This window comes from Sneathiella sp. (assembly GCF_036844445.1).
GTDB lineage: Bacteria > Pseudomonadota > Alphaproteobacteria > Sneathiellales > Sneathiellaceae > Sneathiella.
Genome location: NZ_DAIUFV010000002.1, coordinates 575,204 through 595,070, shown reverse-complemented (window position 1 = coordinate 595,070; position 19,867 = coordinate 575,204). Strand labels below are relative to the sequence as shown.

Below are 19,867 nucleotides of genomic sequence, written 5' to 3'. Positions count from 1 at the left end.
GTTGACAATCGGGCAGCAAATTGTCACTTCTATGACATTAGTCGAATGTTTCCTTCCCGCATTATTTGAAGTGTGGCGGGGAAGTTAATAAAATACAGATGCTTTTTTGCCGTCAGGCGACCAGAAATTATCAGGCGTTGGCCTCCGGGCGATGCAGAAGTCAGTAACAGGAGTGCATTTTATGATCAGACTCTTTAAGACCTTTATCGCTGTTGCCAGTCTCGGACTGGCGTTCGCCCTTCCGGCCAGCGCAGCGACAATCACCTGGACGACAGATACCCCGACCGAAGATCGCGGCGTGATCGCGGCGACAACGAAGATCGGCTCCGTCCTTGAAAACCAGACCGGCTCCGCGGTTGACGAGTATCGCTCGCCGTGGCCGGGGACGGCTCTCGACGGGATCGGAACCTATACCGCCGTTCAGGAAGACAGCTACGCCTCTTATGTTTTCGACCAGACCTACACCTCGGTTGATTTCATCTGGGGGTCCGTTGATGAATATAACGGCCTTGAGTTCTATTATCAGGGCAACTGGGTAGACGCCCTTTACGGGGACGATGCGCAGCTCGACAGCGTCAGCAAGGGGATCGGCTTCATCGTCGCTTCTGTCATGTCCTCGGGTCTTTTCGATGAAATCCGCTTTACCTCCGGAACCAACGCGTTTGAATATGCCAACATGACGGTTTCCGCCGTGCCGCTTCCAGCCGCTCTGCCGCTTTACGGCGCAGGCCTGGCGGTTCTTGGCTTCCTTGGCTGGCGCAAGCGGCGCAAGGCCGTCGCCTGACCTCGGGTCTGACACGCAACTCCTAAAAAACGGCGGCTTTTCAGCCGCCGTTTCTTTTTCATTTATAAAGACGACCCGGCCGCGGCCGATAGCGGGGCAGGGACCAGCCAAAGCGAATAGCCCCGGCGCGAAGGGCGAAGCCGGCAAGGATGGCAACCGAGACTGCAATGGGGCGGGAGAGGGCGGCGACATCGAGCGCGAGGATATAGACCGCTGCGCTCAACAGCGCCGCTGTCGCATAGACTTCCTGCTTCAGCAGCAGGGGCGTTTCCCCGGCGACGAGATCGCGCGCAAGGCCGCCGAAGGTCGCCGTCATCAGGCCGAGCACGATGGCGACGAGTGGGCCCGCACCGGTGCCGCGGGCAATATCCGTTCCCATCACCGCGAAGGCGGCGAGACCCAGTGCATCCGCCCAGAGCAGCAGCGCGTAGCGGCGCTGGACGCGGCAGGCGAAAAAGTAAAAGAACAGCGCAATGCCAAGGCAGACGATGAGATAGCGCGCGTCCGAGACCCAGAAGACCGGGCGATCGAGCACGACATCGCGGAGCGTCCCGCCGCCGATGCCGGTAAAGGTCGCCATCATGCCAAAGCCGATGATATCCATTTCCCGGCGGCTCGCGACAAGACCGCCGGTCGCCGCAAAGACGGCAACGCCGATCAGATCGAGGAAGATGACATAATCCGTAAACATATTGGCCCCCCTGTTGTCAGGGGGATGATCCGTCAGTTTAGGGAAAAGCGCAAGGAATCCCGCGTTACAGCATCGCCTGGATGACGCGATCGGGCGGCGTATGGCCGTCGATGAAGGTCTTGATATTGATCAGCACCTTCTCTCCCATATCGATACGTCCCTCGATGGTGGCGGATCCCATATGCGGCAGCAGGATAACGTTATCGAGCTCCATCAGGCGCGGGTTGACGGCGGGTTCATGCTCGAACACGTCAAGCCCTGCACCTGCGATCTTGCCGTTCCGCAGCAGCCGCGTCAGCGCGTTCTCGTCGATGACCTCGCCGCGCGAGGTGTTGACGATGTAGCAGGTCTTCTGCAGCAGCGCGAGGCGGCGGGCGTTCAGCAGATGGAATGTGGCCGGTGTATGCGGGCAGTTGATGGAGACGATGTCCATCCGCGCCAGCATCTGGTCGAGACTCTCCCAATAGGTTGCCTCCAGCTCATGCTCGATATAGTCGGGCAGCCGGTTGCGATTGTGATAGTGGATCGAGATGCCGAAGGCGCGGGCGCGGCGGGCGACCGCCTGGCCGATGCGGCCCATGCCGATGATGCCGAGCCGCTTGCCCCAGATGCGGTTGCCGAGCATGCTGGTCGGCGACCAGCCCGTCCATTTGCCCGAGCGCATCAGCCGCTCGCCTTCCGTGAGGCGGCGCGGCACCGCCATGATGAGGGCCATTGTCATATCGGCGGTATCTTCGGTGAGGACGCCCGGCGTGTTGGTTACCGTGATGCCGCGCTGGCGCGCCGTTGCAAGATCGATATGATCGACGCCCGTGCCGAAGCTCGCGATCAGCTTGAGATTGGGGTTGGCCTGGCTGAGAACGCCGAGATCGATCTTGTCCGTCACCGTCGGGACCAGAACATCGGCCGTTTTCACGGCTTCGATCAGCTGGGCCTGAGTCATCGGTGTGTCGTCATGGTTGAGACGCGTATCGAACAGCTCCATCATCCGGGTTTCGATAACATCGGGAAGCCTTCTCGTGACAACGACAACGGGTTTTTTCTGCGGCATCTGATGACTCTCTTGTTCCTGGTTTTACAGCAAGATCATTAGGCTTTATCTAGCAGATAGCGGGGACGGTTACAATTGCGACCTTTGGATTAATGCGCGGCCCGTCAGCACTTGACCCGGGGGCGACCCGCACGGCATAACAAAAAGCAGACTGTTTTCAAGTGAGGGAATTGGCCGGGTGAAACGCAGTATTATTGTCTTGTTCCTTGTATGCATGACCCTGTTGCCGCCGCCGTCGATGGCCAACCGGACCGGGCCCGTAACCGGACTGCCGCTGCCGCGATTTGTGTCGCTTTCCTCAAACGAGGTGAATGTGCGGACCGGACCGGGTACGCGCTATCCCATCCAGTGGGTCTATTTGCGGCGCGGCTGGCCTGTCGAGGTGATCGAGGAATATGAGCTGTGGTTGCAGATCCGCGACATCGACGGCGACACCGGCTGGGTGCACCGTAATTTACTCAGCGGGCGGCGAACGCTAGTCATCACCGGGGAGGTGCGTCCCGTTCATGAAGACCCCGATGAGACGAGCCCAGTCGTCCTGCTCGCGGAGCCCGGCGTTCTTGGCAAGCTTGAGGAGTGTAACGGCCGCTGGTGCGAGATCGAGATCGCCGGCCTGAAGGGCTGGCTTCTCGCCAGCCACTTCTACGGCGTCTATGAGAATGAAAAGATCCGCTGACGTCAGTTGACGGCGCTGAAATCTTCCGCGAGCGCCTTGCGCACATCCCCTTTGACGATCGCAATATGCGGATATTTCTCATGCTCAACGCCGAGCAGGACATCCGTCGCCGGATCGCGGAATGCCGAGATCTGCCCCGGGTTCAGCGGAAAATGCAGAAAATGGATCGACGAGGTTTTCCCGTCTTCCGTGGTCCGGTCCACATCATCCTCCGGCACCGCGTAGATCTTTTCACCGCCGACCGAGAGATAGATGGTTTTCTCGATATGACCGAGTTGGCGGAGCGTGAAGTCGCGGCGCACCGGATCGTCGATTTCGATCATGAAGGTGGCGACCAGCTCTGAGCCGTTCGGGATCAGCGGATTGTAGGCGTCGAGCTCGTCGCGAAGCTGCTCATCGCCGCCCCGCTCGATATAGAGCATCTCCTGGATCTGCGACCACATGGTGTCGTAATTCTCAAAATAGAAGGTGGCGTAGGGGCCGATTTCGACCCGCCGGTTCTTCTTGATCGGAATCAGCTTCTGCTTATGATCGCGGCGGATCTTCATGTACTCTTCAACCGGAAGAATATCCTCCGGCGTGATAACGCGTTTTGTGCTTGCGGACATGACAGTTTCCTTTCAAAGGCCGTAGGCTTTGGCCAGCAGTTCAATGGGATGCAGGGCCTCTTTCTTCGCAGTGGCCTCCGCATCAAGGTTTTCGGAGCCCTGCAACAGGTGCTCGGCGGCAAGCGGACACTCGGACGCGATATATTTCGCGTTGGCTTTCAGCACCGCCCGCGCCGCCGGCTTGCCGACTTTAAGGGCGGTTTCAAAATTGTCTTTCATCACGCCCCACGAGCCGCCGTGACCAGAGCAGCGCTCCACGACGGTGACTTTGGTCTCGGGTATCAGGCGCAGGATCTCGGCGCCTTTTGCACCCATGTTCTGGGCCCGGGCGTGGCAGGCCAGATGCATCGCCACATCCTCGCCGATCGGCTGCATGCCGTCGGCCATACCTTCCTTCTTGGCGAACTCCATCACATATTCGGCGACATCGAAGGTCGATTTCGAAAGCTTCTCGACATCCTCGTTCCCCGGAACGATGAGGGGCCATTCGAATTTCAGCATCAACGCGCAGGACGAGACGAGGGCGATCACGTCATATCCCTTGTCGATCCACTTTCCAAGCTCGGCCGAGACCTTCTTGGCGTTTTCCGCAACCGCGGCAAGGTCGCCCTGCTCCATCTGGGGCATGCCGCAGCAGCCGGGATAGACGACTTCCGTCTCGATGCCGTTCTTGGCCAGCACCTTGCGCGTCGCTTCGCCGGTTGCTGGGTTGTTGTAGTTGCCAAAGCAGGTCGCATAGATCACCGCCTTGCGGCCATAGGCCGGCGCATCGACATTGATCTCGAGCGGATTTTCCTTCGCTCGCTTGACCAGCGTCTTTGACTGGTATTTCGGGAGCGCCGCGTTCTTATCGATCCCGAGCGTGCTCTGCATGATGCCGCGGGTAAAGCTGTTCGAGCGATCGGTCGCCCAGTTGGCGAGGCCGGCGACGGGCGCTGCGAGCTTGCCGTTGCGATCCGTCTTGGCGAGCTCGCCACTCACGAATTTGGTTTTACCGTTCCGCTTCTCGACAGCGCGGTAGCGCAGCATCAGATGCGGAAAATCGAGATTGAACTCATGCGGCGGCACATAGGGGCACTTGGTCAGGAAACACATGTCGCAGAGCGTGCAGGCATCAACGACAGGCTTGAAATCTTCAGAGGCAACCGAATCCAGCTCTTCGGTTTCGGAGGCGTCGATCAGGTCAAACAGCCTAGGGAAAGAATCGCACAGATTGAAGCAGCGGCGACAGCCGTGGCAGATGTCGAACACACGGCGCAACTCGTCGTCCAGTTTCTGCTCGTCGTAGAAATCAGGATTATTCCAGTCGATAATGTGCCGGGTTGGCGCATCCAGGCTGCCTTCACGCATAATATTCCCCTGAATATAAATGATCCGTAAAAAAGGGGCAGCGAAATCGCTGATCCGCTACCCCGAAAGCGTTACGTCAAATCCGATCAGTCGTTGAGGCTGTCGAGGGCCTTCTGGAAGCGGCCGGCATGGCTCTTTTCAGCCTTCGCCAGCGTTTCAAACCAGTCGGCGATCTCGTCATGGCCTTCCTCGCGTGCGGTTTTCGCCATGCCCGGATACATATCCGTATACTCGTGGGTTTCACCGGCGATTGCCGCTTTGAGGTTGTCAGCGGTGCCGCCGATCGGAAGACCCGTCGCCGGATCGCCTACGGCTTCGAGATACTCCAGATGACCGTGCGCATGGCCGGTTTCGCCTTCAGCAGTCGAGCGGAAAACGGCGGCGACATCGTTGTAGCCTTCGACGTCGGCTTTCTGCGCGAAATAGAGATAACGGCGGTTTGCCTGGGATTCACCGGAAAATGCTTCTTTCAGATTCTGTTCTGTTTTGCTTCCCGCTAGAGACATGAAGTCCTCCTGTATAGGGCGTAAAATAAGGGACTGCTCAAGCACGAGCAGGTTTACGCAGCAACTATACGAAGCGGGAAATGGGCTGTCAATAGATTGGAATTATTCTAAATCAAAAAATTCCATGAACCGGAATTGACTTCAGCGACGGCGGACGGAGCTCACCCGGACGATCACATCAACACTGCTGATTTCCGTTCCCTCAGGCAGGGCAGGAATGTTTGCAATGGTGAGGTTGCTCCGCTCGATATCTTCAAGCTGACCGGTTTCTTCGTGGAAGAAATGGTGATGCGGATCAACGTTGGTATCGAAATAGGAGCGGCTGGAATCCACCACGACTTCACGCAGCAGCCCGGCTGACGTGAACTGGTGCAGATTGTTGTAGATGGTGGCGAGGGAAATGGCGACGCCTGCTTCCATGGCTTCGCTGTGCAGACGCTCCGCCGTGATGTGACGGTTGCCCCGCGCATACAGCAACTCGGCGAGGGCGAGACGCTGCTTCGTCGGGCGCAGCTGTGCGTCCCTGAGCTTCATTTCCAGATCGGCGATTTCTGACGGCATAATGCACACACTCTATCGTTCGCCCCCTCCCGGCGAGGGGGTTCTCCGGAAATATATAGAACATTTTTTAATAATTCAAATCCGCACTTACGATTGAGTGTGAATTTTTGGCTATTTTCCGGTCATAATGCGCTCTACAAGCTGCTTGACGGTCGGAATAAAGCCATTCGCGTAGAACGGGTCGGTCGCAAACCGGTATGCGCCGTGGCCCGCAAACATGAGATTATTCTCGACATGTTCCGTATGGATGACGTCCTGCAGCGTTTTCTGGATGCAGAAGCTGCGCGGATCCGCCTTGCGGCCGGTGTTGCCTTTCTCATTTTCGGACCAGTTCGAGAAGGAGCATTGCGAGAGGCAGCCCATACAGTCGATCTGGTCTTTGCGGATCTCGGCCATCTTTTCGGGAGTGACGAAGATCAGCGTCGAATCCGGTGTTTTCATCGTCTCGGTATAGCCTTCCGCGACCCAGCCTTCGGCCCGCGCCTTATCCTCGGCGGTAAGATAAACCTCGCGTTTGCGCGCGCCGACACCGAAGGCGGTATCATGGGCGCCGACAGGCTCATTGGAATAGGCGACCTGGCGGTTCGAGCGGCCCTGCAACTCGCGAATGAAGTCATTGCGCACGGCAGACGACCAGAAGCCGGTCGGGCTGAATTTGTTGAGGAAGACATCGCCTTTTTTGAGCGTGCGGAGCTTTTCCTTCCATGCGTCCGAAATCGGACTTTCCTTGGTCAGGAGCGGCCTTGTGCCAAACTGGAAAGCGATCGGGCCGATTTCGGGATTGTCGAGCCAATGCTCCCACTCATCGATATGCCAGACTCCTCCGGCCATGATAATCGGCACATTGTTGAGGCCGATCTCGTTCATCAGCTTGCGCAGATCGACGACCCGCGGATAGGGATCCTCCGGCCGCATCGGGTCCTCGCTGTTGCTGAGGCCGTTATGGCCGCCGGCAAGCCACGGGTCTTCATAGACAACCCCGCCGAGCCAGTCGGAGAATTTATGGTAGGCCCGTTTCCAGAGTGCACGGAAGGCGCGCGCCGAGGAAATGATCGGGTAGTAGTGAACCTTGTAGTCAGAGGCGATCTGCGCCACCCGATAGGGCATGCCGGCGCCGCAGGTGATACCGTGGATCAGGCCCTTTGTCCCTTCAAGGACACCGTGCAGGATACGTTCCGCACCGCCCATTTCCCACAGCACGTTCATATGGATCCGGCCTTCGCCCTTGGCGACTTCATGGGCGATCTGCGCCTGCGCAATGCCGCCGCGGATGCCGTAGGCGACCAGCTCCTCATGGCGGTCGCGCCGGGTCCGGCCGTGGTAGATCTGCGGGATGATGTTGCCGTCTTCATCAAAGCTGTCGGCATTAACACCGGAGAAAGTCGCAATACCGCCTGCCGCTGCCCAGGCCCCGGAGCTCTGCCCCGAAGACACGGCGATCCCCTTGCCGCCCTCGATGACGGGCAGGACCTCCTTACCGGACATAAGTATCGAATTCAACGACTTCACGAATACGTTCCCATGGTTATACACATCCCCGTTAACCTAACACTTAGAGCATGCTGACCCAAGCATCAAGAGCATATAAAAAACGAGGGTGGCCGGACTTTCAAATCCGTCTCCACCCTCCGGAATCTCCGCGTTCGGAAGCTTGCGACTAGTCGTGCGCTGCTGCCTGCTCCGCGTCTGCCGAAACGGCCTTGATGGACAGGCGAACCTTGCCCCGACCGTCGATCTCCAGGACCTTGACGCGGACCTCGTCGCCCTCTTTGACGACGTCGGTAACCTTGCCGACGCGCTGCGGAGCGAGCTCCGAAATATGGACAAGGCCATCCCGATTTCCGAAGAAATTGACGAAGGCGCCGAAGTCAACAACCTTGACAACCTTGCCGCTGTAGGTCTCGCCGACTTCCGGGTCATCAACGATCGACTTGATCCATTTAATGGCGGCGTCCGCGCTCTCGGCCGTTGTGGCCGCGACCTTCACCGTACCGTCATCTTCGATGTCGATCTTGGCGCCGGTGACTTCGCAGATTTCGCGAATAATCTTGCCGCCGGTACCAATGATATCACGGATCTTGTCTTTTTGAACTGTCATTTGCGTGATCCGCGGCGCACCCTCGCGCACGCCGTCGCGCGCGCTGTCGATGGCCTTGCTCATTTCACGCAGGATATGCATCCGGCCTTCGCCTGCCTGGGCAAGCGCGATCCGCATGATTTCCTCGGTAATGCCGGAGATCTTGATGTCCATCTGCAGGGATGTGATCCCCTCGCTCGTGCCGGCAACCTTGAAATCCATGTCGCCGAGATGATCCTCGTCGCCAAGAATGTCGGAGAGAACGGCAAACTTGCCATCTTCCTCAAGGATCAGGCCCATGGCGATACCGGCAACCGGACGGGTGAGCGGAACGCCCGCATCCATCAACGCAAGCGATGTGCCGCAAACGGTGGCCATGGAAGAGGAGCCGTTCGATTCCGTCACTTCGGAGACGACGCGGATGGTGTAGGGGAAAGCATCCTTGCCCGGCAGCAGCGGATGAATGGCCCGCCATGCCAGCTTGCCATGCCCGACCTCGCGCCGGCCCGTGAAGCCGATGCGGCCGACCTCGCCGACCGAATAGGGCGGGAAGTTGTAATGCAGCATGAAGTTTTCGCGATATTCGCCTTCCAGCGCATCGACGATCTGCTCATCCTGACCGGTGCCGAGGGTGGCAACGACCAGCGCCTGCGTCTCGCCGCGGGTGAAGAGGGCGGAGCCATGGCTGCGCGGCAGCACGCCGATTTCAGCGAGGATCGGGCGAACTGTCTTGGTGTCGCGCCCGTCGATCCGCTGGCCGGTGGCAATGATATTGCCGCGAACGATTTTCTTTTCGATTTTCTTGAGAAGATCGCCGGCGACTTCCTTCTGCTCATCCTCGAGCCCGGAAATGACAGCGTCCTTGGCGGCCGCAACCTTTTCAACCCGGCTCTGCTTGCCTGCTTCCTTGTAGGCCTCGGTAAGTGCGGCCTCTGCGGCCTCTTTCACCTTTGCATCAAGCGCGGCGTCAACCTCTTCAGGCTGGAAGTCCCACGGCTCTTTCGCGCAGGCTTCGGCAAGGTCGATGATGGCATCGATGACGGGCTTCATCTCGCGGTGGCCGAACATGACGGCGCCGAGCATCTCTTCCTCGCTCAGCTCATGCGCTTCGGATTCGATCATAAGAACCGCGTCCGCAGTCCCGGCGATCACCAGATCAAGACGAGTGTCGTCCATCTGGGCGGCAACCGGGTTCAGCACATATTCGCCGTTGACATAACCAACGCGGGCTGCCCCGACCGGGCCGAGGAACGGAATGCCGGAGATGGTGAGCGCGGCAGAGGCGCCGATCAGTGCGACGATGTCCGGGTCATTTTCCAGATCATGGGCAAGAACCGTGCAGACAACCTGCGTTTCGTTCTTGAAGCCGCTGACGAAAGATGGGCGCAGCGGCCGGTCGATGAGGCGCGAGGTGAGCGTTTCTTTCTCGCTCGGGCGTCCTTCGCGCTTGAAAAAGCCGCCCGGGATCTTGCCGGCGGCAAATGCCTTCTCCTGATAGTTGACGGTCAGCGGGAAAAAATCCACTCCCGGCTTAACTGTCTTTGCTGCGACAACCGTGCACAGAACCTGGGTCCCGCCATAGCTGATCATGATGGCGCCGTCCGCCTGGCGGGCAACCTTGCCGGTTTCCATAACGAGAGGCCGGCCGCCCCACATCACTTCTTTGCGATGTATTTCAAACATTTTCTTTCCTTCCAACGCAGAAACGGCCCCATGCCGCTCTGCAAATCCGGAACCCTATGTTCCGGCCTTTTTCTTCTTCTCTATCTCTGATACGCGTCTGGAAAGAATGCTTCCCAAATGCGACAAACGCCGATGTGCATTGGCAGAGCCAAGGCAGCCACCGGCGTTTGCTGATCTCGCGGCCCGGAAGACGGGCCTGCGCATACTGAATTACTTACGAATGCCAAGGCGTTTGATCGTGTCCTGGTAACGTGATTCTTCAACCTTCCGAAGGTAGTCAAGAAGGCGACGACGGCGGCTGACCATTTTCAACAGCCCGCGACGCGAATGCACATCCCCCTTGTGGTCCTTGAAATGTCCGGTCAGATTGTTGATCCGTTCGGTCAGGATCGCAATCTGTACTTCCGGGGAGCCGGTGTCCCCTTCCTTGGTGGCATATTCCTTGATCAATTCTGCTTTACGCTCTGCAGTAATCGACATCGGGTCTCTCCTGAGTTAAATATTAAAAATGCGGACGGGATACAACCTCCCGGCTTCCATTTTTGCAAGACCGAGGGGTGTATTTCCATCCATGACGCAGACGATGCCGTCTGCCTGATCCGGGATCGCCACGTCGTTACCGTGCCGAAGGCGTACTGCCTGCGGTTCCGTCACGGCCAGGGCCGGGATGTCGTCCAGCGCGGTCGTTAAGGGAAGCAGATCCTGAAATTCTGCGGGACACTGCCACAGCTTTGCCAACTTATCCAGCGAAATCGCGTCATTGGCGCAAAAAGGTCCGACGCGGAGACGCCGCAATGCTGACAAATGTGCAACAGTCCCGAGCCGGAGCGCGAGGTCCCGGCCGAGGGCGCGAATATAGGTGCCTTTTCCGCAAGTGACATCAAAGATGGCGTGATCCCTGTCCGGTATCCCGACAAGCTGTAACGCCGCGATATGGACGTCGCGCTCGGGCATTGTGACATCTATTCCCTCGCGGGCGAGCTTGTAGGCGCGCTCGCCCCTGATCAGGATGGCGCTATAGGCGGGCGGACGCTGGCGGATCGTCCCGGTGAAGTGATGAAGCGCGGCAAGGATGTCCTCGCGCGACGGACGGTGATCGGAGGTGGCTTCGATCTCGCCTTCGATATCGTCCGTATTGCGGGCCTCGCCCCAGCGGACGGTAAAGCGATATTCCTTCATGTCATCGACGATGTAGCCGACGGTTTTCGTTGCCTCGCCAAGTGCGATGGGAAGAACGCCCGTTGCAAACGGATCCAGCGTTCCGGCATGCCCAACCTTTTCCGCGTTGGTGATGCGCTTGACGCGCGCAACGACATGGGCGGAGGTCACTCCGGCAGCCTTGTCAATATTCAGCCAGCCGTGAATCGGGGTTCCGCGCCGCTTTCTTGCCATACGCTGCTAAATCTCGCCGTCCGTTCCGCGGGTCTTGCGGATCAGCGAGTCGATATGCATGCCATAGTCGAAGGACTCGTCGCGGCGGAAGGCGAGACGCGGCGTGAATTTCATGGTGAGCTCACGTCCGAGCTCCGCCTGAATGACACCGCTCGCCCGGTTCAGGCCGGCGATGACCGGCGCTTCGTTGACGCCGCCAAGGGTGGTGACATAGACGGTGGCGCTCCGCATATCCGGGCTTACCTTGACCTCGGAAATCGTGATCGAGGCGCCGGCAACGGTCGGATCATGCAAAATGCCGCGCGTCAAGATCTCGGCCAGGATATGGCGCAATTCCTCGCCAACGCGCAACTGCCGCTTGCTGGCGGGTTTAGAGCCGCGTTTCGCTTGTGCCATGAGGCATTCTCCCGCGATTGAGGGTGACGAGACGGAAAGCGGGGCGCTTAAAGCTCGCGCGCCACTTCCTCGACCTCGAAGCATTCGATGAAATCCCCGACCTGGATGTCGTGGTAATTTTCGAACGCCATACCGCATTCCATACCGGCGCGAACCTCTCTCACCTCATCCTTGAAGCGTTTAAGGGTCGAGAGCGTGCCTTCGTGAATGACGACGTTATCGCGCAGCAGACGTACCTTCGCGCCGCGCTTGACGTTGCCTTCGGTGACCAGACAGCCGGCAATCTTGCCGACCTTCGTGATATTGAAGACTTCGCGAATTTCCGCATAGCCGAGAAAGTTCTCGCGGAGCGTCGGCGCCAGCATGCCCGAAAGCATCGCCCGCATGTCATCGATGACGTTATAGATCACCGAGTAATACTGGATATCGACGCCCTGAAGGGCTGCCTCATCACGCGCCTGCTTGTTGGCGCGGGTATTGAACGCGATCACTATTGCGCGCGATGCGGCGGCAAGCGAAATATCCGATTCGGTAATCCCGCCAACGCCCGAATAGAGGACCTTGACCGCAACCTCGTCGGTGCCGAGATTCTCGAGCGCGTCGGAGATGGCCTCCGCAGAGCCCTGAACGTCCGCCTTGATGACGACCGGCAACTCATCCACGGTGCCGTCCTTGATCGCGCTGAACATCTGTTCGATGGTGCCGCGCGCGGATGCCGTGACCCGCTTGTCCTTGTCGAGCCGCTGACGGTAGGTGGCAATCTCTCTCGCCTGATTCTCGGATTCGGTGACGACGAAATCATCGCCTGCCGAGGGTGTACCCTGAATACCGAGTACTTCGACAGGGACCGCCGGGCCCGCTTCCGTGACATTCTGGCCGCGATAATCGAGCAGGGCGCGGACCTTGCCCATTGCCGGCCCCATGACGAAGAAATCGCCGATCCGCAGCGTGCCGCGGCTGACCAGCACCGTCCCGACCATGCCGCGTCCGGTTTCGAGCTTCGCTTCGATAACCGTACCTTGCGCCGAGCGGTCGGGGTTGGCGCGAAGTTCCAGAACCTCAGCCTGCAGCAGGATCGCTTCCTGCAGTTTGTCGAGGCCCGCGCCGGTCTTGGCCGACACTTCAACGTCCAGCACGTCGCCGCCCATTTCCTCAACGAAGATCTCGTGCTGCAGCAGCTCCTGACGCACCTTCTGCGGGTTCGCCGTCGGCTTGTCGCATTTGTTGATGGCGACGATGATGGGAACACCTGCCGCCTTGGCATGCTTGATCGCTTCAATCGTCTGCGGCATCACGCTGTCATCGGCGGCGACCACGAGGATAACGATATCGGTGACCTGTGCGCCGCGCATCCGCATGGCGGTAAAGGCTTCATGGCCCGGCGTATCGAGGAAGGTGATGACCTCGCCGCTTGCCAGCTTTACCTGATAGGCGCCGATGTGCTGGGTAATGCCGCCGGCTTCGCCTGCCGCAACATCGGATTTGCGAAGCGCATCCAGAAGCGAGGTCTTGCCATGGTCGACATGCCCCATCACCGCGACGACAGGGGCGCGCGGCTTCAAATCTTCCGGCGCATCATCATCTTCGCCGCCGAGGCCGATTTCCACGTCCGACGCGGCGACGCGGCGCGCTTTATGGCCGAGTTCGTCGACCACAAGTTCTGCGGTATCCGCATCGATGGTCTGGTTCGCCGTCGCCATAATACCGAGTTTCATCAGGACCTTTATAACGTCTACCGCGCGTTCCGACATCCGGTTCGCGAGCTCCTGCACGGAGATGACCTCGGGGATAGTGACTTCGCGGAAAATCTTCGGCGGTGCTTCGCTGATTTGCTGCTGCTTCTTGCGCGCCCGCCGGATCGAGGCGAGAGAGCGCTGCTTCGGACCGCGATCATCAAGCGCTTCGCCGATCGTCAGGCGGCCGGAGCGGCGGCGCTGCTCGTTCGGTTTGCGCGCGGGAGAATGGCGCTCCTCGACGCCGCGCATATGCTTTCCGCCCTTGCGGGCGAGCGCCGCGGCGCCCGACGCCGCAGCGTCGTCATCGCTGAACCCGGGGAAGTGACGCGTGGCGGTTGTTTTCGCTTCCCGCCGCAGTTCTTCCTCGCGTTCGGTGGTTTTGACCCGCTCGCGGTGAACGGCAACCTGCGCTACCTTTGCAGCTTCCGCTTCTTCGCGAAGGCGCCGGGCTTCCTCTTCCTCGGCGCGGCGGCGCTCTTCGGGCGAGCGGCGCTTCGGCTGTTCCGGAGCTTCCGCGGCCGGCTCGGCAGACTCTGTCGCCGCGTCGGTATCACTCGTTGCCGGTGCTTCGCGCTTGACCTGCTGCTCTTCCTTCGCTTTGGCCTGTTCGCGCGCCTTGCGCTCCATTTCTTCGCGAATGGCGCGCTCGCGCGCTTCGGCGAGCGCTGCGGCCCGCGCCGCTTTTTCGTCCGTGGTCAGGAAATCAGCCGAATCCCGCTGGGCTTCCGCAGGGCGTTTCTCTGCGGGGCGTTGCTTGGGCTGGGGGGCTTTGAGCGTGTTTGCGCCCGGCGCCGCCGGCGCGGCTGCTGCCGGCTTCTGTCCGCCAAGCGCGAGCGTGCTGCGCTTTTTGCGCACCTCGACCTGCACGGTCTTGGTACGACCATGGGTAAAATTCTGACGGACCTGACTGTTGCCGCCAGCGGTCTTCTTCGCTTCTAACGGTTTGTTCAGGCTAAGCGACTTACGCCCATCCTTGTCATTTGTCTCAGTCATTTTTACTCCGGCACTTCGGTATTCGTTTCCATGCGACCCCTGAACTGTGCCAATCGGGAAGCCGCAGTCATAATTCTGGTTGCCATCGCGCCTTTTGCAAGGCAGGCGTGAACAACATTCTCCCGGCCCAGCGCCTGACTCAGCTCGGCAATGGTGAACTGGTCAATCCGCGGCAGCGAACCGGCAATCCGCAGAAGCTTCCGCCGTCCGTCCTCAGACCCGTCCACCGCCTCCACCAGCAGCGCCGCCTTGCCCGATTGCAATGCCTTTTCAACCTTGGCAAAGCCCGTCGTCACCATCCCGCCCTTGCGGGCGAGACCGAGAAGCGCAAGACACTGCCGCGACAGGGCGCGGTCAATCAACCCGACCAGATCCTCCGGCACCGTCACCGCCTGCTTCGCGGACCGTGCGAACAGGCGCTTCTTTACCGCCAGCTCCACCGCCTTCGCATCCGGCGTAATCCAGATGCCCCGTCCCGGCAGCTTCCTGTCAATATCGAAAACGAGCAGTCCGTCGGGCGAGACAGCAAACCGAAGAAGCGAATCCTTATCCCGTATCTGTCCAGTGGCTATACACCGCCGCTGCGGATCACTCAAGTCTCCATCTCCGTCCCGCGGATCAGACCGTCGGATTTCCTTCGTCATGTTCCCCGTCCACGCCCGGCTCCGCATCGTCGAACCAGTGTGCGCGCGCGGCCATGATGACCTGGTTTGCTTCGTCCGCCGTCAGGCCAAATTCCCTCAGAATCCCGTCCTCGCTGTTGATCAGCTCATCGGCCGAAAGATCCGCAAGATCGTCAAGCTCTTTGACGCCAGCTTCGCCGAGCGCCACGATCATGGCCGGGGTCAGCATCTGCAGGTTCACAATGTCGTCATTGACGCCCATTTCCTGCCGCTTCATTTCAAGCTCGGAATTGGTCTGGTCGACATGCTCCTGCGCGCGGCGGATCAGTTCTGTGGCGATTTCATCGTCGAACCCTTCGATATCGGAAATTTCCGACGGATCGACGTAAAGAATGTCTTCAACTGACGTGAAGCCCTCCGAAGCCAATAGCTGGGCAATCGTCTCGTCAACGTCAAGGGCGTTCATGAAACTTTGCGTGCGGACCGAGAACTCCGCCTGGCGCCGGTTGCTCTCTTCCTCTTCCGTCAGGATGTCGATATCCCAGCCGGACAGCTGCGAGGCGAGGCGTACATTCTGGCCGCGGCGGCCGATGGCGAGCGAGAGCTGATCATCGGGGACGACGACTTCGATGCGGTTGGCGTCCTCATCGAGCACGACCTTGGCTACCTCGGCCGGCGCCAGCGCGTTGACGATAAAGCTCGCCTGATCGGGGGACCACTGGATGATGTCGATCTTTTCGCCCTGCAGCTCGTTGACCACGGCCTGCACGCGCGATCCGCGCATGCCGACACAGGCGCCGACAGGGTCGATGCTCGAATCATGCGAGACAACGGCGATCTTGGCGCGGCTGCCCGGATCGCGGGCGACGGCCTTCACTTCGATGATGCCGTCGTAAATCTCCGGTACTTCCTGGCTGAACAGCTTCGCCATAAACTGCGGATGGCTGCGTGACAGAAAGATCTGCGGGCCGCGCGGCTCCTGGCGGACGTCATAGATATAGGCGCGGATGCGGTCACCCTGGCGGAACGTCTCGCGCGGCAGCATCTCGTCGCGGCGCACTACGGCGTCGGCCTTGCCGAGATCGACGGTGACATTGCCATATTCGACCCGCTTGACGATCCCGTTGACGATCTCGCCGACGCGATCCTTATATTCCTGATACTGGCGCTCGCGCTCCGCTTCGCGCACTTTCTGGACGATGACCTGCTTGGCGGTCTGGGCGGCGATGCGGCCGAAATCGATGGGCGGCAGCGGATCGACCAGAAAATCTCCGAGCGCGGCGTCGGGCTTTTCCCGTTTCGCATGCTCGAGCGAGATCTGCGTGCTCTCGTTTTCCACCTCTTCGACCACCTCGCGAATGCGGGCGAGGCGAATTTCGCCGGTGCCGCGATCAATATTGGCGCGGATGTCATTCTCGTGGCCGTATTTGGCCCGCGCGGCCTTCTGGATCGCTTCTTCCATTGCGGCAAGCACGATGTCGCGATCGATAACCTTTTCGCGCGCGACTGCATCGGCGACCTGCAGTAATTCCAGTCGGTTCAAGCTAGCTGCGTTTTCCATGACCAAATACCTGTCTTACATTAAGCTCTTTAGAACATCAGGCGCGGCGCATGCTCGCGGCAATCAGTTCGTCCGTCAAAATCAATTTTGCCGTCCTCACGTCGGAGAACGGCAGTTCCTTATCGTGGCCGTCGTCTGTTCGCAGCAGGATAAGGCCATCCCGGATGCCACCCAACACGCCGCGATAGCGGCGCTGACCGTCGACCGCCGCGTCGAGTTCCACCTTCGCTTCAAATCCCGCCCAGCGTTCGAAATCTTTCTCGCGCGTCAGCGGACGGTCGATCCCCGGGGAGGATACTTCAAGGTCAAAAGCACCGCTGATCGGATCTTCAACATCAAGAAGCGCGGAGACGACTTCACTAACCTCGGCGCAATCCTCGATTGTCATTGTGCCGTCGGCCTTCTCCGCCATGATCTGCAGCACTTTCTTGTCGCCGCCCGTCAGCCGGACGCGCACCAGTTCATAGCCCAGATCAGTCAGGGACGGCGTGATCAACTGCGCAATTTTATCGACCGTGTTCAGTGTATTTCTCGTCTGCAATAACCATAAAAAAACAGCGGGTCAGAGACCCACCGTTCCAAAGCCCATCCAGATGGTGAGCGAACAGTATTTAACTCTGCTTATAATAAACGAGATAGCGGGAATTCCAAGCTTTTTCTTGAAATAAACCGGGCCTATGCGCGATTTTTTCGCACGAAGCGATAGTAGACGGGCCGCAGTCCCTTGGAGGTCGCTTTCATTTCATAGCGTGTCGGCGGCCAGTCGGCGCTTCGTGTCCGCCAGTCATCGGGGCCGTCCGCCCGCCAGATAAAATCATCCGATCGCAGCATGTGCCAGAGAATCCACGCGCCGTAATCCGTATGATCAGTGGCGATGCGAAGCTCGGCGCCGGGCGCCAGCACCCGCGCGAGGACCGCAATATTTTCCTCGCGCACGAATCGCCGCTTGTTATGACTGCTTTTCGGCCACGGATCAGGGAACATGATGAACGCGCGCCCGATGGAGTGATCCTGCAGGCGGGCGATCAGCTTTTCCGCCGCATCGGTATAAATGCGCACGTTGCGCGCGTCCGTCTTTGCCAGTTTGCCAAGCAATGTCGCGACGCCATTGATAAAGGGCTCGCAACCGATGAAGCCGATATCCGGGTTATTGCTCGCCTGCCAGGCAAGATGCTCGCCGCCGCCAAAGCCGATCTCCAGCCAACAGTCACGGATATTGCCTGTAAACAGGGCGGGAAGATCGATCGTGTCATCCCCGGCCGGGATCTGCAGGCGCGGAAGCTCGGTGTCGATCAGCGCCTGCTGGCCTTTGCGAAGCGGCTTTCCCCGGCGCCGCCCGTAAAGGATGCGCCGGCCCTTCGCCTGTTCGTCAACCATATCTGATCAGGAAAAGGCGGATTTCAGACTGTCGACGAGGTCGGTTTTCTCCCACGAAAAGCCGCCGTCCGCATCCGGTGTCCGCCCGAAATGACCGTACGCGGCGGTGCGGGCATAGATCGGCCGGTTGAGCTGCAGATGCTCGCGGATGCCGCGCGGGCTGAGATCCATGACCTCCATGAGAACGCGGGCGAGCTTGTCTTCTTCGACCCTGCCGGTGCCATAAAGATCGACATAGAGCGATAGCGGCTTGGAGACGCCAATGGCGTAGGAAAGCTGGATGCAGCAGCGGTCTGCGAGACCTGCCGCGACGACGTTCTTGGCGAGATAGCGCGACGCATAGGCGGCCGAGCGGTCAACCTTCGTCGGATCCTTGCCCGAGAAAGCGCCGCCGCCATGCGGGGCTGCGCCGCCATAGGTGTCGACGATGATCTTGCGGCCCGTCAGGCCGGCATCGCCGTCGGGTCCGCCAATCACGAAGTTGCCCGTCGGATTGACATAGAATTCATCCTCCGGGCACATCCAGCCCTCGGGCAGGGTATCTACAACATATTTGCGGACAATCTCCCGCACGTCGCGGGTTGTGAGATCGGGGGTGTGCTGGGTGGAGACGACGATAGAGGTCGCGCGCACCGGCTTGCCGTTTTCATAGGCGAGCGTCACCTGGCTCTTGGAATCGGGGCCGAGGCCCTTTTCGCGGCCGCTGTGACGCGCGTCCGCAAGCGCCTTCAGGATGTTGTGGGAATAGTAGATCGGCGCGGGCATCAGCACGTCGGTCTCATTGACCGCATAGCCGAACATGATCCCCTGATCGCCGGCGCCTTCATCCTTGTTGCCCGAGGCATCAACACCCTGGGCGATGTCGGCGGACTGGGCGTGCAGATAGATATCGACCGCGGCGTTCTTCCAGTGGAAGCCGTCCTGCTCATAGCCGATGTCCTTGACGGCTGCGCGCGCGGTCTCCTCGATCAGGGCTTTGGTGATGCTCTCGGGTCCGCGCACCTCGCCCGCAAGGACGATACGGTTGGTCGTCGTCAGCGTTTCGCAGGCGACGCGCGCAAATGGATCCTGCGACAAATACAGATCGACAATGCTGTCAGAAATCCGGTCGCAAACCTTGTCCGGGTGTCCTTCAGAAACTGATTCACTGGTAAAAAGAAAATTTTTAGCTGGCACGCGGACATCCCCTTTGTCTGTTGTCGGCACCGTTGGGCAAAGTTCAATCAAGAAGGCGCCAGACGGGCACGATAAGCCTGCCGCACTCTAGCAAAAACCTCCGAAGGGTCAAGCGAATCCGGGAATAAACGGCATGGGCGATCAGTCCGATCGCGATCCCGTGGCGTCAGGGTCATCATCGTCCGTCGCGAGCGCCTTGATCACGTCAAATACCCGTTTGCGGACTTCCAGATTGTCAATCTTGTAATAGGCGCGTACCAGCTCAAGCGTTTCGCGCTTGCCGAGAAAATCATGCTTGAAATCCTCTGCGGGCTCTGCCAGTCCGGCGCCGGCCGCCGCCCCACTCTCGGGCATTTCCTCGAAAAAATAGGCGGGTTTGACGTCGAGGATCCGGCTGAGCTCAAACAGCCGGCTCGCGCCGATGCGGTTGGCGCCGCGCTCATATTTCTGGATTTGCTGAAACGTAAGATTGAGTTTCTCTCCCAGCTTCTGCTGACTGAGACCGAGCAGCGTCCGACGCATCCGAAGCCGGCTCCCGACATGTACGTCCACGGGATGATTTGCCATCTGAATTCCTCTCATCAAGACTGTTTGTGGAACTGCAGGACCCGGACGCTACTTACGCC

At 59.5% G+C, this 19,867-nt stretch carries 20 protein-coding genes; 2 read left to right on the top strand and 18 right to left on the bottom strand.

Going from position 1 to position 19,867, the window contains the following annotated elements:
* Nucleotides 1-181 precede the first annotated feature (181 nt).
* Nucleotides 182-784 carry a VPLPA-CTERM sorting domain-containing protein gene (locus V7Z56_RS06305; RefSeq protein ID WP_334128521.1) on the top strand — a complete coding sequence of 201 codons (603 nt, stop codon included), beginning with the start codon at nt 182-184 and terminating at the stop codon, nt 782-784.
* A gap of 58 nt (nt 785-842) precedes the next feature.
* Here the strand turns inward: V7Z56_RS06305 and V7Z56_RS06300 are convergent, their stop codons facing one another.
* Both V7Z56_RS06300 and V7Z56_RS06295 read right to left on the bottom strand, forming a co-directional pair.
* On the bottom strand, nt 843-1,475 hold the full coding sequence (locus tag V7Z56_RS06300; RefSeq protein ID WP_334128520.1) for a trimeric intracellular cation channel family protein: 633 nt from the start codon (nt 1,473-1,475) through the stop codon (nt 843-845).
* Between the two features lie 64 nt (nt 1,476-1,539).
* Nucleotides 1,540-2,526, bottom strand: a complete 987-nt coding sequence (locus V7Z56_RS06295; protein ID WP_334128519.1) for a 2-hydroxyacid dehydrogenase — start codon at nt 2,524-2,526, stop codon at nt 1,540-1,542.
* A 178-nt stretch (nt 2,527-2,704) separates the two neighbouring features.
* Here V7Z56_RS06295 and V7Z56_RS06290 point away from each other — a divergent pair, with 178 nt between their 5' ends.
* Nucleotides 2,705-3,202 carry an SH3 domain-containing protein gene (locus tag V7Z56_RS06290; RefSeq protein ID WP_334128518.1) on the top strand — a complete coding sequence of 166 codons (498 nt, stop codon included), beginning with the start codon at nt 2,705-2,707 and terminating at the stop codon, nt 3,200-3,202.
* Between the two features lie 2 nt (nt 3,203-3,204).
* Here the strand turns inward: V7Z56_RS06290 and V7Z56_RS06285 are convergent, their stop codons facing one another.
* From V7Z56_RS06285 to V7Z56_RS06210, 16 genes are all read right to left on the bottom strand, one after another.
* Nucleotides 3,205-3,810, bottom strand: coding sequence for a DUF3501 family protein (locus V7Z56_RS06285; RefSeq protein ID WP_334128517.1), 606 nt, complete (start codon nt 3,808-3,810; stop codon nt 3,205-3,207).
* Between the two features lie 12 nt (nt 3,811-3,822).
* Complete coding sequence (locus V7Z56_RS06280) at nt 3,823-5,160, bottom strand: heterodisulfide reductase-related iron-sulfur binding cluster (RefSeq protein WP_334128516.1); 1,338 nt, start codon at nt 5,158-5,160, stop codon at nt 3,823-3,825.
* An 86-nt stretch (nt 5,161-5,246) separates the two neighbouring features.
* Nucleotides 5,247-5,666, bottom strand: a complete 420-nt coding sequence (locus V7Z56_RS06275; protein ID WP_334128515.1) for a rubrerythrin family protein — start codon at nt 5,664-5,666, stop codon at nt 5,247-5,249.
* A 141-nt stretch (nt 5,667-5,807) separates the two neighbouring features.
* The gene (gene irrA, locus V7Z56_RS06270; RefSeq protein ID WP_334128514.1) at nt 5,808-6,227 is read right to left on the bottom strand and encodes an iron response transcriptional regulator IrrA; all 420 of its coding nucleotides are present in this window, start codon (nt 6,225-6,227) and stop codon (nt 5,808-5,810) included.
* Between the two features lie 111 nt (nt 6,228-6,338).
* A complete protein-coding gene (locus tag V7Z56_RS06265; protein WP_334128513.1) occupies nt 6,339-7,712 on the bottom strand; it encodes an NAD(P)H-dependent flavin oxidoreductase in 1,374 nt (457 codons plus the stop codon).
* 172 nt (nt 7,713-7,884) lie between these two features.
* The gene (gene pnp / locus V7Z56_RS06260; protein ID WP_334128512.1) at nt 7,885-9,987 is read right to left on the bottom strand and encodes a polyribonucleotide nucleotidyltransferase; all 2,103 of its coding nucleotides are present in this window, start codon (nt 9,985-9,987) and stop codon (nt 7,885-7,887) included.
* A gap of 210 nt (nt 9,988-10,197) precedes the next feature.
* Nucleotides 10,198-10,467 carry a 30S ribosomal protein S15 gene (rpsO, locus tag V7Z56_RS06255; RefSeq protein WP_334128511.1) on the bottom strand — a complete coding sequence of 90 codons (270 nt, stop codon included), beginning with the start codon at nt 10,465-10,467 and terminating at the stop codon, nt 10,198-10,200.
* A 15-nt stretch (nt 10,468-10,482) separates the two neighbouring features.
* Nucleotides 10,483-11,379 carry a tRNA pseudouridine(55) synthase TruB gene (truB, locus tag V7Z56_RS06250; RefSeq protein ID WP_334128510.1) on the bottom strand — a complete coding sequence of 299 codons (897 nt, stop codon included), beginning with the start codon at nt 11,377-11,379 and terminating at the stop codon, nt 10,483-10,485.
* Between the two features lie 6 nt (nt 11,380-11,385).
* Nucleotides 11,386-11,775, bottom strand: a complete 390-nt coding sequence (rbfA, locus tag V7Z56_RS06245) for a 30S ribosome-binding factor RbfA (RefSeq protein ID WP_334128509.1) — start codon at nt 11,773-11,775, stop codon at nt 11,386-11,388.
* Between the two features lie 47 nt (nt 11,776-11,822).
* The gene (gene infB / locus V7Z56_RS06240; protein ID WP_334128508.1) at nt 11,823-14,504 is read right to left on the bottom strand and encodes a translation initiation factor IF-2; all 2,682 of its coding nucleotides are present in this window, start codon (nt 14,502-14,504) and stop codon (nt 11,823-11,825) included.
* 2 nt (nt 14,505-14,506) lie between these two features.
* Complete coding sequence (locus V7Z56_RS06235; protein ID WP_334128507.1) at nt 14,507-15,148, bottom strand: RNA-binding protein; 642 nt, start codon at nt 15,146-15,148, stop codon at nt 14,507-14,509.
* A complete protein-coding gene (gene nusA, locus V7Z56_RS06230; protein WP_443023753.1) occupies nt 15,123-16,688 on the bottom strand; it encodes a transcription termination factor NusA in 1,566 nt (521 codons plus the stop codon). Before nusA ends, V7Z56_RS06235 begins: the two co-directional genes overlap by 26 nt.
* Nucleotides 16,689-16,725: 37 nt before the next feature.
* Nucleotides 16,726-17,229 carry a ribosome maturation factor RimP gene (gene rimP / locus V7Z56_RS06225; protein WP_334128505.1) on the bottom strand — a complete coding sequence of 168 codons (504 nt, stop codon included), beginning with the start codon at nt 17,227-17,229 and terminating at the stop codon, nt 16,726-16,728.
* 134 nt (nt 17,230-17,363) lie between these two features.
* Complete coding sequence (gene trmB / locus V7Z56_RS06220) at nt 17,364-18,065, bottom strand: tRNA (guanine(46)-N(7))-methyltransferase TrmB (RefSeq protein ID WP_334128504.1); 702 nt, start codon at nt 18,063-18,065, stop codon at nt 17,364-17,366.
* A 6-nt stretch (nt 18,066-18,071) separates the two neighbouring features.
* Nucleotides 18,072-19,241, bottom strand: coding sequence for a methionine adenosyltransferase (gene metK, locus V7Z56_RS06215; protein WP_334128503.1), 1,170 nt, complete (start codon nt 19,239-19,241; stop codon nt 18,072-18,074).
* Nucleotides 19,242-19,382: 141 nt separating this feature from the next.
* A complete protein-coding gene (locus tag V7Z56_RS06210; protein WP_334128502.1) occupies nt 19,383-19,808 on the bottom strand; it encodes a helix-turn-helix domain-containing protein in 426 nt (141 codons plus the stop codon).
* Between the last annotated feature and the right edge of the window lie 59 nt (nt 19,809-19,867).

Bases quoted from the DNA above. Each gene is read 5' to 3' on its own strand.
- truB (WP_334128510.1), bottom strand. From the start codon at position 11,379: ATGGCAAGAAAGCGGCGCGGAACCCCGATTCACGGCTGGCTGAATATT.
- nusA (WP_443023753.1), bottom strand. From the start codon at position 16,688: ATGGAAAACGCAGCTAGCTTGAACCGACTGGAATTACTGCAGGTCGCC.
- trmB (WP_334128504.1), bottom strand. From the start codon at position 18,065: ATGGTTGACGAACAGGCGAAGGGCCGGCGCATCCTTTACGGGCGGCGC.
- V7Z56_RS06275 (WP_334128515.1), bottom strand. From the start codon at position 5,666: ATGTCTCTAGCGGGAAGCAAAACAGAACAGAATCTGAAAGAAGCATTT.
- V7Z56_RS06295 (WP_334128519.1), bottom strand. From the start codon at position 2,526: ATGCCGCAGAAAAAACCCGTTGTCGTTGTCACGAGAAGGCTTCCCGAT.
- rpsO (WP_334128511.1), bottom strand. From the start codon at position 10,467: ATGTCGATTACTGCAGAGCGTAAAGCAGAATTGATCAAGGAATATGCC.
- V7Z56_RS06305 (WP_334128521.1), top strand. From the start codon at position 182: ATGATCAGACTCTTTAAGACCTTTATCGCTGTTGCCAGTCTCGGACTG.
- V7Z56_RS06235 (WP_334128507.1), bottom strand. From the start codon at position 15,148: ATGACGAAGGAAATCCGACGGTCTGATCCGCGGGACGGAGATGGAGAC.
- V7Z56_RS06300 (WP_334128520.1), bottom strand. From the start codon at position 1,475: ATGTTTACGGATTATGTCATCTTCCTCGATCTGATCGGCGTTGCCGTC.
- irrA (WP_334128514.1), bottom strand. From the start codon at position 6,227: ATGCCGTCAGAAATCGCCGATCTGGAAATGAAGCTCAGGGACGCACAG.
- V7Z56_RS06285 (WP_334128517.1), bottom strand. From the start codon at position 3,810: ATGTCCGCAAGCACAAAACGCGTTATCACGCCGGAGGATATTCTTCCG.
- pnp (WP_334128512.1), bottom strand. From the start codon at position 9,987: ATGTTTGAAATACATCGCAAAGAAGTGATGTGGGGCGGCCGGCCTCTC.
- V7Z56_RS06280 (WP_334128516.1), bottom strand. From the start codon at position 5,160: ATGCGTGAAGGCAGCCTGGATGCGCCAACCCGGCACATTATCGACTGG.
- V7Z56_RS06210 (WP_334128502.1), bottom strand. From the start codon at position 19,808: ATGGCAAATCATCCCGTGGACGTACATGTCGGGAGCCGGCTTCGGATG.
- V7Z56_RS06265 (WP_334128513.1), bottom strand. From the start codon at position 7,712: ATGTCCGGTAAGGAGGTCCTGCCCGTCATCGAGGGCGGCAAGGGGATC.
- rbfA (WP_334128509.1), bottom strand. From the start codon at position 11,775: ATGGCACAAGCGAAACGCGGCTCTAAACCCGCCAGCAAGCGGCAGTTG.
- infB (WP_334128508.1), bottom strand. From the start codon at position 14,504: ATGACTGAGACAAATGACAAGGATGGGCGTAAGTCGCTTAGCCTGAAC.